The 13,466-nt window shown below is 73.0% G+C and carries 10 protein-coding genes and 1 pseudogene; 9 read left to right on the top strand and 2 right to left on the bottom strand.

Going from position 1 to position 13,466, the window contains the following annotated elements; all coding sequences use genetic code 11:
- Positions 1 to 29: 29 nt before the first annotated feature.
- Complete coding sequence (locus tag BCD48_RS34945) at positions 30 to 2,087, bottom strand: ArnT family glycosyltransferase (RefSeq protein WP_083419663.1); 2,058 nt, start codon at positions 2,085 to 2,087, stop codon at positions 30 to 32.
- Positions 2,088 to 2,559: 472 nt separating this feature from the next.
- Complete coding sequence (locus tag BCD48_RS34940) at positions 2,560 to 3,234, bottom strand: acyltransferase (RefSeq protein ID WP_071052695.1); 675 nt, start codon at positions 3,232 to 3,234, stop codon at positions 2,560 to 2,562.
- A 485-nt stretch (positions 3,235 to 3,719) separates the two neighbouring features.
- On the opposite strand from BCD48_RS34940, the gene BCD48_RS34935 reads away from it, so the two are divergent.
- From BCD48_RS34935 to BCD48_RS34890, 9 genes and pseudogenes are all read left to right on the top strand, one after another.
- Positions 3,720 to 4,655 (top strand): glycosyltransferase family 2 protein, encoded by a 936-nt coding sequence (locus tag BCD48_RS34935; RefSeq protein ID WP_071052694.1) that lies wholly within the window; start codon positions 3,720 to 3,722, stop codon positions 4,653 to 4,655.
- A 61-nt stretch (positions 4,656 to 4,716) separates the two neighbouring features.
- The gene (locus tag BCD48_RS34930) at positions 4,717 to 6,081 is read left to right on the top strand and encodes a glycosyltransferase (protein ID WP_241842244.1); all 1,365 of its coding nucleotides are present in this window, start codon (positions 4,717 to 4,719) and stop codon (positions 6,079 to 6,081) included.
- A 32-nt stretch (positions 6,082 to 6,113) separates the two neighbouring features.
- Positions 6,114 to 7,172: a class I SAM-dependent methyltransferase gene (locus tag BCD48_RS34925; RefSeq protein ID WP_083419661.1), complete on the top strand. Its 1,059-nt coding sequence runs from the start codon at positions 6,114 to 6,116 to the stop codon at positions 7,170 to 7,172.
- A gap of 125 nt (positions 7,173 to 7,297) precedes the next feature.
- Positions 7,298 to 8,008 carry a class I SAM-dependent methyltransferase gene (locus tag BCD48_RS34920; RefSeq protein ID WP_071052693.1) on the top strand — a complete coding sequence of 237 codons (711 nt, stop codon included), beginning with the start codon at positions 7,298 to 7,300 and terminating at the stop codon, positions 8,006 to 8,008.
- Between the two features lie 153 nt (positions 8,009 to 8,161).
- Positions 8,162 to 8,521, top strand: a complete 360-nt coding sequence (locus BCD48_RS34910; protein WP_083419660.1) for a hypothetical protein — start codon at positions 8,162 to 8,164, stop codon at positions 8,519 to 8,521.
- A gap of 288 nt (positions 8,522 to 8,809) precedes the next feature.
- Positions 8,810 to 10,055: pseudogene (locus BCD48_RS34905) on the top strand (glycosyltransferase family 4 protein).
- Positions 10,056 to 10,232: 177 nt separating this feature from the next.
- Entirely contained in the window at positions 10,233 to 11,363 is a 1,131-nt protein-coding gene (locus tag BCD48_RS34900) for a glycosyltransferase family 4 protein (protein WP_071052690.1), read from the top strand.
- A 307-nt stretch (positions 11,364 to 11,670) separates the two neighbouring features.
- Complete coding sequence (locus BCD48_RS34895; protein ID WP_083419508.1) at positions 11,671 to 12,585, top strand: glycosyltransferase; 915 nt, start codon at positions 11,671 to 11,673, stop codon at positions 12,583 to 12,585.
- 308 nt (positions 12,586 to 12,893) lie between these two features.
- Positions 12,894 to 13,466 (top strand): nucleotidyltransferase family protein (locus tag BCD48_RS34890; RefSeq protein ID WP_241842234.1); only part of this gene is annotated, 573 nt, incomplete at its 3' end.

Raw genomic sequence — 13,466 nt, 5'->3', positions numbered from 1 at the left:
TAGTTCCTGTTTGCGGCCCTGCCCGGGGATCAGGGGCGACGGTGGCGATGGGCGCCGGGACGGCGGGGGATGGACATCGTCTGCTCCGCCTCGTTCGACGGTTCGGGACCGAGGCCGAACGGGCCGGTGGAGCCGCCAGAGCCAGCAGAGCCAGCAGGGCCGGCCGAGCCGGCGGGAGTGGTTGGGTGCGCACCGGTGCGACCGCCCGGGCCGTCGGCGAACCAGTCGTAGCCGCCCGTCGCGCCGTCCACGCCGCCGGTCGCCGCGAGCGCCGGCGCGGGCGCGCCGCCTCGGCCCGCGTGGTCGTCGCGCTCGCCCGGGTCGCGCGGTACCGGGCGGATCGCGAAGACCACCGACCAGACGATGATCGCCAGCAGCGTCAGCGCGCACAGACCGATCACGATCTCGACCGCGAGCTCCGGCCACGGCGACCAGGCCAGCAGGTTGGAGAAGCCGGTGCGGGGCCCGCCACCCGGGCCTTCCCACCAGCGGCGGAACAGCAGCTGGCCGGCAATGCCCTGCATCGCGAGCGCCGCGGCGAGCACCAGTGGCGGGGCGAACCGGGAGAACCGGCCGGTCGAGGCGGCGCCCGCGCCGACCGCGACGGCCAGCGCCGCGATCCCGGCGAACAGGTACCGGCCGGAGATGCCGCTGACGTGGTAGGTCCGGTGGAAGTGCAGCCCGGACTGCAGCGTCATCAGGGCGAACAGGCCCGCCGTCGGCCACACCATCAGCAGCAGATCGACCCGCCGGGTCGCCCCGCGTGCCTGGGCGATCCCGACGGCGACGAGCACCGCGATCACCGCGGTGCCGATCCGGGCCGCCAGCTCCGGTACGTGCGCCTCGAACCAGCCGAAGTCGCCCCACCAGCGCAGGATCGTGCCGTTGACCAGCACGTCGGCGTACTCGCCCCAGCCGGACAGCTTGCTGCCGGGTGTGAACCCGGGCGTCGACGGCTGGAAGGAGTGGTAGCGGACGACGTTGACGACGAACCACCAGGCGCCGAAGGCGAGCGCCGCGGCCGACCCGACCAGCAGCGGCCGCCAGGGGAAGCGGGCGGCGCCGGCCGGTACCGCCGGCCCGGCCGCCGCCTCGGCGAGCAGGAACGGGGCGGAGTCGCCGCCCTCGCGCCGGCCGCCCGTGGCGGCGCCGAGTCCGGCCGCGCCGGCATCGGGTGCCTGGGTACCGGCCCGGGCCAGGGCCTTGCGGGCGCGCAGCCAGGCCAGCACGTAGGCCACGATCGCCATCGGGACGAACACGACGCCCAGCGACTTCGACAGCATCGTGACGCCGATGAACGCGCCCAGCCAGCAGGCTGTGCGCAACGAGGTGTCGCCGCGCAGCACGTAACACAGCGCCAGGGTCGTAAGCGCCCCGGTGAGCACCAGCAGGGCGTCGTTGTTCACGCTCGACCCGATGTGGGTGAGCATCGGAACCGCCAGCGGCACCAGCGCGGCGATCCGGCCGGCGACGCGGCTTTCGGTGAGCCGGTCCGCGGCCGCCCAGGCCAGCAGCGGCAGCGGCGCGACCATCAGCACACTCATCAGCCGCAGCAGGCCGATGACGAGGTCGAACCGCAGGTCCTGCGGCGCACCCGGCGGCAGCTTCACCAGCGCCGCGCCGGCCAGGTAGTAGAGCGGCGGGTGCTGCAGCATCTGCTGCACGTCGGGTGCCGGCTGGCCGGGCCTGGCCAGTTCGCCCCACTCGGGCCGGTCCGTGCGCGCGGGGGCGTCCGCCTCCGTGAACGGCCCGACGGCGAGCTCGCGTGGCTTGTCCCGGGTGCCGTAGGGCGCGGCGGCGATCGAGCCGACCGTCTCGGGCGAGACAAGGGCATGCCCGGTGGGCGGCCAGCCCTTGCCCTCGGCCAGGCGCATCACGGCATCGACGTGGTGCGGCTCGTCCGGTGCGTGGTACTGCGGCACCAGCATCGACCAGGTGCCCAGCAGCAGGGCGAACGCGGCCGTGATCAGCCAGACGGGTGCCGGCACGGACCGCAGCACCCGCCACGGGCGGAACCGCACCTCAGGCGGCAGCAGCTGGCGGGCGTCGGCGACGGCCGGATGCCGGCCTTCCACAACAGTGGGCACAGTGAAAGACCCCCCGGGCGATGGACGCCTGTCATCGTAGGGGCTCACCAGCGCACCGCCAGCAACGGATATACCTGATCGGCCCAATTCGCCCCGATCGACCAGGATATCGACCAGGATCTGGCCGTCACGGACGCCGGCCGGCACCGCTCATGGTGAACCTGAACCGATGGGCGCGTGGCGGCGTTCTCAGACATCCCATGAGCTTCGACGTCGAGCCACTGGGTGGTCACGATCTCGTTCCGGCGAGCAACGCACGCAACCCAGCCATGACGAGTGACTGCGCATCAGCGCAGTACCAACTCAGCCACCTCGTTAGCTCGGGCTCAAAGGCTTACCACCGCCATATGCCAGGGTCCGGAACCACATGGGAGGGCGCCCAGCGCCCGCGGACCTCCAGATCACGACCTCCCAGATCGGCTTCGCCGATCCGGCAGGTCTGGGGCGCGGAGCGTCCGGCCGCGGGACGGCCTCAGGACCAGGTGTCGGCGGTGCCGATGACCTTCGCGGGCGAGCCGGCGACGATCGCCTTGGCCGGGACGTCCCGGGTCACCACGGCTCCGGCGGCGACGACGGCGCCCTCGCCGATTGTCACGCCCTTCAGCACGATCGCCCCGGTGCCGATCCAGACGTGGTCCTCGATCACGACCGGCGCGCTCTGTGGCTGCTGTACGCCGTCGATGATGATCGGGTGGAAGTCGTTGTCCATGATCTGGGTGTTCCACGAGATCGTGCAGTGCTCGCCGATGGACACCCGCTCGCGGACCAGGATCTTCGCGAAGCCGTTGATGTTCACCCCGTGGCCCAGCTGCAGCAGCCCGGAGTCGACGACCACCCGCACGCCGCGCTGCAGCGAGACGACACCCTCGCAGCGCAGCCGTCCTTCCGGATGCACCCGGACAACGGACGAGTCGTGCTTGGTGGACAGGCCGAACGAGCCCAGGCCGACCCGCATCACCCCGCCGGGGCTGAACTCGAAACGCTCGTGGCCCTCGATGATCGTGCGCGAGCCCGTCCAGATCGGCTTGCCATAGGCCAGCGGGTAGCGCAGCCCGGCGACGAACGCCAGCGCCGACGTCTCCCGGCCCGTATGCAGGGCACGGACATGCTGGACGTACTCGCGGAGATCGCTCCTGAACGCACCCACGGCAAACCAGACTAGGCGCCGCCGCGATGGCCACCCGCACCGGGGCCGAAGGCGCGTAGACGCCCAGCGCCCGCCGCATCCCATGGCCTTGGGTGTCTCGCCGCGCAGTGGGTGGTCGTTCTGGTGAGCCGCCAGCGCAGCCTGGTCGCTCATGGTGACGGTGCGTCAGCGCTGTGCCAACTCGGCCACCTCGGTGACCTGGATCCAGCCGTACCACCGCCAAGTGCCTTGGCCCAAAACCACGTGGGAGGGCACTAAGCGCCCGATGGCGGGCACACGGCGCCCGTCGCATAGCGTGTCCACGGCCTGCCCACTGTCTGGGCGTGCGCCACACCGTGTCACCCTGGGGGGCGCAGAAGCCGCCGGCGGCGTCACAGTGCCCGCTCGCGTCCGGTGGCCGAGGCCGCTCAGTTCCGCACGCGACCGGGAGTCAGACCGACGTGAGTGTCAGCGCCATCCGCCAGCCCCACCCATCGGACGCGTCCATGCTCACCGCGCCCGGCGACGACGAACAGTTCTCGGTCCAGCGAGACGCGCCGTACGTGACGATCGTGCTGCCCTGTTACAACGAGCAGGACCACGTCGTCATGGAGCTCGAGCGGATCACGAGAGCGATGGACGCCAGCCGCTACAGCTACGAGCTGCTGGTGATCGACGACAAGTCGACCGACAACACGCTCGCGGTGCTCTACGAGGTGGCGTCCCAATACCCGAGGATGCGGCTGATGCCGTTCCGGCGTAATGGCGGCTCCGGCACCGCCCGCCGGATCGGCACGCGGGATGCCCGCGGCCAGATCGTCGTGTGGACCGACGCCGACATGACCTACCCGAACGAGCGGATCCCCGAGTTCATCAAGTACCTCGACGACCACCAGGACGTCGACCAGGTCGTCGGAGCCCGGCTCACCGAGGAGGGCACCCACAAGTGGGCCCGGGTGCCGGCGAAGTGGTTCATCCGCATGGTCGCGCAGCGGCTGTCCGGGATGAGGATTCCCGACCTGAACTCGGGCCTGCGCGCGTTCCGCCGTGAGGTGTCGCTGCCCTACCTGCGGCTGCTGCCGCCCGGGTTCTCCTGCGTCACCACCATCACGATGGCATTCCTGTCCAACCAGCACCCGGTGGACTACATCCCGATCGACTACGCGAAGCGGTCCGGGAAGTCGAAGTTCCACCCGTTCCGGGACGCGCGGCGTTACATCCTGCAGGTCCTGCGGATGGTCATGTACTTCGACCCGATCAAGGTCCTCATGCCGGTGGCGCTGTGGATCATGGGTCTTGGCTTCGTGAAGCTGATCTACGACGTCATCCGGTACAACTTCCACGTCACGACGTCGACGATGCTGGCGATCCTGGTCGGCTTCCAGATCGCGGTCCTCGCGCTGATCGGCGACCTGGTCGCCCGCTCCCGTGGCAGCTCCTGAGCCGTCGACGGCCACCGGGACCGAGGGCGGCGCGGCCGCCAGCGGCCGGCCGCGCGTCGCGATCGTCGGGCCGACCCACCCGTACAAGGGCGGGATCGCGCAGCACACCACGGAGCTCGCCCACCGGCTGGCCGTGCGCGGACACAATGTGTGGATCGAGTCGTGGAGCGAGCAGTACCCAGCTCGGCTCTACCCTGGTCAGCAGCGCGTCGACGTGCCCGAGATGGAGCCGTTCCCGGCCACGGGCTACCCGTTGTCGTGGCGCCGGCCGGATGGCTGGGTGCGGCTCGGCCGCCGGCTGCGGGCCACCGCCGACGTGGTCATCGTCGTCGTGGTCACCCCTATCCAGGCTCCCGCCTATCTGGGCATCCTCGCCGGCCTGGGCCGCTCCCGGCCGCGGGCCGGCGACCGCGCCGGTACCCGTGTCAGCTCAGCCGGGCGCCCGCCGGGCAAGCCGGCCGGCCCGGCCGGGCCGTTCGTGCTCGCGCTCTGCCACAACGTGCTTCCGCACGAGCGCCGGCCGGTCGACGAGCCGCTGGTCAGGGCCGTGCTGCGCCGAACCGACGCCGTCCTGGTCCATACCGACGCCGAGGCGACCCGGGCCGCGGCGCTGACCAGGGCACCCGTGCACGTCGCCGCGATGGCTCCCCACCTGTGGGCCGCGCCAACCCGCCGGGTGCGCCCGGGCGCCGCCGGGGCCGCGGATGCCGCCGGGAGCGAAGCCGCGGCCGGGGCCGCGGGTGCCGCGCTGGCCGCCGGTGGCCGGGCGCCGCGGCGGCGGGTGCTGTTCTTCGGGCTGGTGCGTCCCTACAAGGGGCTGGATGTGCTGCTGCGGGCCCTCGCGACGGGGGGGCCACCGGACGTCGCGCTCACGGTCGCGGGCGAGTTCTGGGGCGGGACGGAGGAGACCAGGGCGCTCATCGCCGAGCTCGGGCTCGCCGACCGGGTCGAGCTGCGTCCCGGCTACGTCGACGCGGCCGACGTGCCCGCGCTGTTCGACGCCGCGGATGCGCTGGTGCTGCCCTATCGCGCCGGTACCGCGTCGCAGAACGTCGACCTCGCGCACCTGCATGGCCTGCCGGTCGTCGCGACATCGGTCGGCACCCTGCCCGCGGCCGTCGCCGACGGGGTGGACGGCCTGCTGGTCCCGCCGGAGGACCCGGCGGCGCTGGCCGCGGCGCTGCGCCGCCTCTACGAGCCCGGGGTGCTCGCGGCGCTGGCGGCCAAGGTGCGCCCGCCGGACACCGCCGGTGGCTGGGAGCGGTACCTCGACGTGCTTGCCGGCGCCGTCCTGGACGAGACGTTCCCGGAGAGCGAGGCCCGGGTCGAGGCCGGGCTGGAGGATGCCGGCCTGGGGGAGGCCGAACCGGATGAGCCTGGGCCAGGTGAGCCTGGGCCAGGCGAGGCCATTGAGCACAATAGGTAAGCGTTAGAGAGCTGTCCGTACTCTCACGCACTGTGAGAGCGACGACACGCACTGCGCCGATACGTCAGACGAGATCCCGCCGAACCAGGGCACGTCGCACCGAGGCGCGCGGGCGCCAGCTGCGCTACTCCGAGATCGAGCCCCGTTCGCTCGACGAGTTCACCCGCCGCCGCAAGGCCCGCAAGCTGATCGCGGTGCTTGCCCACTTCCTCGGTCGCGACCAGGCCGCGCCGCGGGCGTTCGCCGGGCTGCGCGTGCTCGACGTGGGATGCTCCGCCGGCTTCATCTGCGACGAGCTCGCCGCCGCCGGTGCCGAGGTGACCGGCGTCGACATCGACATCGCCGGCCTGCGCCGCGCCAGGGCGCGGTTCGCCAGGCGTGCCCGGTTCGTCCAGGCCGACGGGCTCTCCCTGCCGCTGGCGGACGGCGCCGTCGACGTGGTCGTCGCGAACCACATCTACGAGCACGTCGCCGACGCCGACGCGCTCGCCGCCGAGGTGCGCCGCGTCCTCGCGCCGGACGGCGTCGCGTACCTCGGCCTCGGCAACCGGCTCGGCGTCATGGAGCCACACCACCGGCTGCCGCTGCTGTCCTGGCTGCCCCCTGCGCTGGCCGACAGGTACCTGCGGGCCACCGGCCGCGGCGAGCACTACTACGAGCGCTACCGCACGCGCGCCGGCCTGCGCCGGATGCTCGCGGCCGCCGGGCTGCGGGCCTGGGACTACACGGTGCCGGTCCTGCTCGCGCCCGAGGCGTTCCACGCCGAGGCCGACGTGCCACGCCTACCGCCGCTGCCGGGCCCGCTGCGCGGCCTGCCCCTGCCGGGCACGGTGGTGGGCCAGCTGCCGGTGGCCGCGCGGGCGTGGCTCGCGCGCGCCGCGCTGCCGCTCGCCCCGACCTTCCTGTGGGTCGCCACGCCGGGCTCGCGCCACCCCGCCGGCGAGCCGCTGCCCATCCCGCCGAGCCCGGTCGGCGCCGCCTTCTCGACCGACTGGCTGTTCAGGGACCTGAAGCCCATCTGGACGTTCGGCGCCGCGGCGACCGACCGCCAGTCTGTGGAGACCCCGGGGACAGGCTGGCGCGGAAGATGAGATCCGCCGCGGGCTGCCGCGCGGCCTCGCGACAAGCACCACCACAGGCAGGGGCGGGGCTGGTCGCCGACTCGCCGGAATGACCCGGCACGTGCGCCGGTGGGGGCGAAGGGCAGACTGGAGGCATGAGTTCGCTGCGCGACGACGCCTTGGCGTACTTCGGGCACCAGGTGCACGTGATGCGCCGCCGGGAGGTCTCCACCCTCCTGCGCTGGGCCGGCGACCTGCGCGGGCGCACCCTGCTCGACGTCGCCGGCGGGGATGGCTACTGGGCCGGCCAGGCCATCCGCCGCGGCGCACGCGCAGTCTGCCTGGACCTCGCGCGGCACAAGCTGGACTTCGGCGGACGGCTACGCCGCCACCCGGGGCTGATCGAGGGCGACGCGCTCGCGCTGCCGTTCGCCGACGGCTCCTTCGACGTCGTCATGTCCGTCTGCGCGATCGAGCACTTCGACGACGGCGCGGCCGCGCTCGCCGAGATGGCGCGAGTGCTGCGCCCCGGCGGCGATCTCGTGATGTCCGCTGACGCGCTGACCAGGGCCGAACGCTGGCCGGCGATGCTCGCGCGTCACCGGGAGCGCTACCACGTCAAGCACACCTATCCGGCGGACGTGCTGTCCAAGCTGCTGGACGCCGCCGGCCTGGACGTCGTCAGCCAGACGCACATGTTCCGCTCCGAGCGCGCCGAGCGGTTCTACCTGACGCTGTCGAGCAAGGGCGGCCGGGCCGGCTGGAACGCCGCGGCTCCGCTGTCCCCGCTGGTCGCGTGGGACGACCGGCGCACCTCCGACGACGGCGGCAGCGTGGTGCTCACGCACGCCCGCCGCCGTGGCTGAGGGCCGCATGGCGGGACGCCCGGTGACGGGACTCCGCCGGGCCGGCCGCGCCTCCGTCGGCGCGATCTCGGCTGGCACCGTCCCTGACGGTGTCGTTTCTGACGGTGTCGTTTCTGGCGGCGGTGCCCTGGGCGCCGCGGCGGCCGGCCGCCGGTGAAGGCGCAGCGGGCATTGGCCGTCCTGCTCACCGTCGGGCTGTTCGGCCTGGTGATCTTTGGCATGGGAGCCCTGTTCGCGTTGTTCGACCACCGCGTCTGGGGCTATGTCGCGGGCGCGCTCGCCTGCGCGGTGATGGTCGGCGCCGCCGTCAACGGCTCCCGTCGGTCCGAGGGCACGGGCGGGCCCGCCGGCCCCGGCCAGCGCGGTGACGGCCGCCGCCCGACGGCCGCGCGCCGCCCGGCTGGTCCCGGCCGTCCAGGCGGCGCTGGCGGTTCCGGCAGGTCTTCCGGACGCGCCGGCGGGCCTGGGCGGCCGGGGGGAACCGGCCGCCCAGGCCGCTCCGGGCGTCGCTAGAGGGCCAAAGGAGGTGCGAAAATGCTCCTCCTTCGCACCTCCGGAGGCCCCCGTCCCAGAAGCACTAGAGGGCCAAAGGAGGTGCGAAAATGCTCCTCCTTCGCACCTCCGGAGGCCCCCGTCCCAGAAGCACTGGAGGGCCAAAGGAGGTGCGAAAATGCTCCTCCTTCGCACCTCCGGAGGCCCCCGTCCCCAGAAGCACTGGAGGGCCAAAGGAGGTGCGAAAATGCTCCTCCTTCGCACCTCCGGAGGCCCCCGTCCCAGAAGCACTGAGAGGGGGCCGGACCCGTGCGGGTGGGTTTCCTGGTCGAACAGATGCTCGCGCCGGTGCCGGGCGGCACCGGCCGCTACACGGCCGAGCTCGCCGCCGCGCTGGCACGCACCGCCGTCCCGGGTGACGGCGTCACCAGCTGGTGCGCGCTGCGCCCCGAGCACCGGCCGACGGGCTTCCCCGCGCGCCTCGGTGGCGCCGCCCTCGGCCGGCTTACCGGCGGCCGGATCCCAGGTGCGCAGGCGGCGCCGGCGGCCGACGCGGCGATCCCCGGCGTACTCGGCCCGTTGCGGCTCCCGCTGGGGCGCAGAGCGCTGGCGGCGGCCTGGGCGCGAGGCGTCGGTCCGGCGCCGACCGGTGTCGACGTCGTGCACGCCCCGACGCTGCTGCTACCGCCGAGGCGGAAGGGCACGGCGCTCGTGGTCACGATCCACGACGCCGTCCCCTGGACCCACCCCCGCACACTCACGCCGCACGGCGCCCGCTGGCACCAGGAGATGGGCGAGCGCGCCGCCCATACCGCCGACGCGATCGTCGTTCCCACCCTCGCCGTCGCCGCGGATCTGCGCCCCTTCCTGCGGGTGCCCGACGGCCGGATGCACGTCATCGGCGAGGGCCCCGCCGACGCGGTTCTGCGCCTCGGCCCGGATGCCGACGGGCGGGCGCGCCGCCTGGGCCTGCCGGCCGGTGGCTACCTGCTGACGTTGGCCACCCTGGAGCCGCGCAAGGGCCTGGAAGTGGCGCTTGCGGCCCTGGGGATGCTCACCGGCCCCGCGGCCCGGCTGCCGCTGTTGCATGTCGGACAGTCGGGCTGGGGCGGGCTGGACGCGGACATGGAGGCGAAGAAGCTCGGAGTGCCGGTAGGGCGGTTCCGCTCGCTCGGCCGGATCGACGACGCCGACCTCGCGGTGGTGCTGTCACGCGCCACCGCGCTGGTCATGCCGTCGCGGTCCGAGGGCTTCGGCCTGCCCGTCGTGGAGGCGATGGCACACGGGGTGCCGGTCGTCATCTCGGACGTGCCCGCGCTCGTCGAGGTCGCGGGCCCGGCGGGGGTCGTCGTGCCGGTCGACGACCCACGGGCGCTCGCCACCGCGGTGATCCGGATCGCTGGTGATTCCGCGCTGCGCGCGCGGCTGTCGGACTTCGGCCGCGAGCGGGCTCGGCACTTTAACTGGATTGAGGCAGCGCGGGCGTGCTGGGCCCTCTACCGTCGAGTCAGCGGTTCCCCCGGCCATGTCCGTCGCCGCTGACGGGCGGGCGTAGTGTTGCCCCGGTCGCATGCACCGTCCGAACATTCGAGGGACATCCCTCGGCGCGGGCGGAGCGGACGGCGGTAGAAGTGGGCTGACGGGGCGTGACAAGGTGCTGCGCGCTCCCCAGAAATCTGACCCGATTCGGACAGACGAGAGACTGGCAGCACGTCTCGGTGGAGGGAGCGCCGTGGGACCCCGGGTGCTCGTCGACGCCACCTCGGTTCCAGCGGACCGTGGCGGTGTCGGGCGCTATGTCGATGGGCTGGTAGCGGCTCTTGGCGCGGCCGGCGCCGATCTGGCGCTGGTGTGCCAACGGTCGGACGAAGAAAGATACAGCCGGATGGCACCAGACGCCACCGTTCTGTCCGGGCCCGCCGCCATCGCGCACCGGCCGGCCCGGCTCGCCTGGGAACAGACCGGCCTCCCCCTGGTAGCCGAGCAGGTCGCCGCGGACGTGATCCACTCGCCGCACTACACGATGCCGCTGCGCGCGCAGCGGCCGGTGTGCGTGACGATCCACGACGTCACGTTCTTCACCGAGCCGGAGATGCACACCGCCGTCAAGGGGACGTTCTTCCGCTCGGCCATGCGCACCGCGGTCCGCAAGGCCGACCGGATCATCGTGCCGTCCAAGGCCACCCGCGACGAGCTGGTCCGCGTCCTCGACGGCGAGCCGACCACGACCGACGTCGCCTATCACGGCGTCGACACGGCGACCTTCCATCCGCCGACGGACGAGGACAAGCGCCGGGTGCGCATGCGCCTCGGCCTCGGCGACCGCCGCTACGTCGCCTTCCTGGGCATGCTCGAACCGCGCAAGAACGTGCCGAACCTCATCCGCGCCTGGGCCGAGGCGGTGCACTGGCGCGACGAGCCGCCGGCCCTGGTGCTCGCGGGCGGCTCCGGCTGGGACGACGAGGTGGACGCCGCCATCGCCGCCGTGCCGAGCCACCTGCGCGTGCTGCGGCCCGGCTACCTGCGCTTCTCCGACCTGCCCGGGTACCTGGGCGGCTCGGAACTGGTCGCCTACCCCTCGCACGGCGAGGGGTTCGGCCTGCCGGTGCTGGAGGCGATGGCCTGTGGCGCCCCGGTGCTCACCACCCCCCGGCTCTCGCTGCCGGAGGTCGGCGGCGACGCGGTCGCGTACACCCAGCCCGACGTCGACTCGATCGCCCGTGAGCTCGGCGCGCTGCTCGACGACGCCGACCGGCGCGCCCAGCTCGCCGCCGCCGGCCTCGCCCGCGCTCGCGAGTTCACCTGGGCGGCCTGCGCCGACGCGCACCTGGCCAGCTACGCCCGCGCCGCCGCGGACGCCTAAGAGCCGGGCGGACCCGGGACCCCATCGTGGCGGCCGGAGGGCGTGACCTGGCCCCCGGTGGGTCGGCTCCGGACCGGGCTGCTTGTGGATTGGTGATGTACAGCGGCGAGCAACCGGGCTGGCGCGGAGGCGTGCCTCCGCGGAGGCTCGGCCCACGAGCGAAGCGACGTGGGTTGGGCCGCAGCGGAGGTCGCCGGAGCGCACGTGAGCGGAGGAGGACACGGCGCGGAGGTCCCTTGGGAGCGAAGCGAGTAAGGGGCCGTAGCGCCGTGCCCGCACGGAGCGAACCAGAAAAGAGGGCCTGTTGGTGAGTGCTGAGCCGGAGATCCGGGTCGTCGTCGTGACCTACCGGTCCGGTGAGGTCATTGGCGCCTTCCTGGACACGTTGGCCAAGGCGACGGCGCGTAGCTACGAGGTCGTCATCGTCGACAACTCGCCCGAGCTGGACGAGGCCACCGCCGCGGCCGCCCGGCGGCCCGAGGCGCGGCTGGTCCGGCCGGGTTGCAACCTCGGCTACGGCGCCGCCGCCAACCGTGGCGCGGCCGGCGCCCGCGGGGACTGGATCGTCGTCGCCAACGCGGACATCTCGTTCATCCCAGGCTCGTTGGACGAGCTGGTCGACGCCGCCGCCCGCTGGCCGCGCGGTGGCGCGTTCGGCCCGGGCATCGTCAACCCGGACGGCGCGCTCTATCCCTCCGCCCGTGACCTGCCCTCGCTCGGCCGCGGCGCCGGGCACGCGCTGTTCGGCTGGTTCTGGCCGACGAACCCGTGGACGGCCTCCTACCGGCGGGAACGCGGCGCGCCGAAGGAGATGACCACCGGCTGGCTGTCCGGCTCGGTCCAGCTGCTGCGCCGGGAGGCGTTCGAGGCGGTCGCCGGTTTCGACGAGTCGTACTTCATGTTCATGGAGGACGTCGACCTCGGCCGCCGGCTCGGGCTCGCCGACTGGAGCAGCGTCTACGTGCCCAGCGCGGTCGTCGAGCACCTGGGCGGGCACTCCACGACGCGCACGTCGCGCCGGATGGTCGTCGCCCACCACCGCAGCATGGTGCGCTACCTGTGCCGCCAGTACTCAGGGCCGGCGTACCTGCCGCTGCGGGTGCTGGTCACGCTGGGGCTGGGCGCTCGGCTCGCGCTCGCGCTGGCGTTCGCCAAGGACAGCGCCGGCGCCCGGGCCACCCGGTCCGCCGAAATGCTGGCTACCGGTACCCGCCCGCGCTGACACCCGGGTCGGGCCCCGCTCCGTGGGGTGGCGTGGAGGGCCCTTCGTGGTTTCTTGATGGATTGGTCAGTTCCTCTTGACCGGGTCTTCTCCAGGGCGGGCCCGGGTTCAGGTGATCTCCGTCTGGTGGTCCGAGCGTGGTCAGGGAGAGTCTTCAGGTGATGATGTTCCGGAGCGCGGGTTCGCACTGTGGGTGGTAAACCGCGTACGGCTGTGGGGTTTCGTTTTCAGGGCGATCGGGTCCACTTGGACGGGTGGCCTCATCTCCCTGCTCGGAGTCTGGAAAACTGGCGGCCATGGACGCAGTGATGCTGGTGGGGGGCAAGGGCACCCGGCTTCGGCCGTTGACGATGTCTGCCCCCAAGCCGATGCTTCCGGTCGCCGGGGTGCCCGTCACCGCGCACATGCTTGCCCGCGCGCGCGACGCCGGGATCGACCGTGTCGTGCTCGCCACGTCGTACAAGGCCGAGGTCTTCGAGGAGTACTTCGGCGACGGGTCGGCCCTCGGCCTCGAGTTGGCATATGTGACCGAGACCGAGCCGCTGGGCACCGGGGGCGCGATCCGCAACGTCGCCGGCTTCCTGCGCTGCGGCCCGGACGACCCGGTGGTCATCTTCAACGGTGACATCCTGTCCGGGCTCGACATCCAGGCGCTCATCGCCCGGCACACCGACAGCGGCGCCGCGGTCACCCTGCACCTCACCGAGGTCGAGGACCCGCGCGCGTTCGGCGTCGTGCCGACCGACGAGCACGGCCGGGTGACGGAGTTCCTGGAGAAGACCCTCGAGCCGCCGACCAATCTGATCAACGCCGGCTGCTACGTGTTCCGCCGCTCGGTGATCGACGACATCCCGGCTGGACGGCCAGTGTCGGTCGAACGG

It is taken from the genome of Pseudofrankia coriaricola, assembly GCF_001854805.1.
Taxonomy (GTDB): Bacteria; Actinomycetota; Actinomycetes; order Frankiales; family Frankiaceae; genus Pseudofrankia.
Note: the sequence above shows the minus strand (reverse complement) of the source record. Positions and strands in the feature narration are given on the sequence as shown.

Bases quoted from the DNA above. Each gene is read 5' to 3' on its own strand.
- BCD48_RS34920 (WP_071052693.1), top strand. From the start codon at position 7,298: ATGAGTTCGCTGCGCGACGACGCCTTGGCGTACTTCGGGCACCAGGTG.
- BCD48_RS34935 (WP_071052694.1), top strand. From the start codon at position 3,720: ATGCTCACCGCGCCCGGCGACGACGAACAGTTCTCGGTCCAGCGAGAC.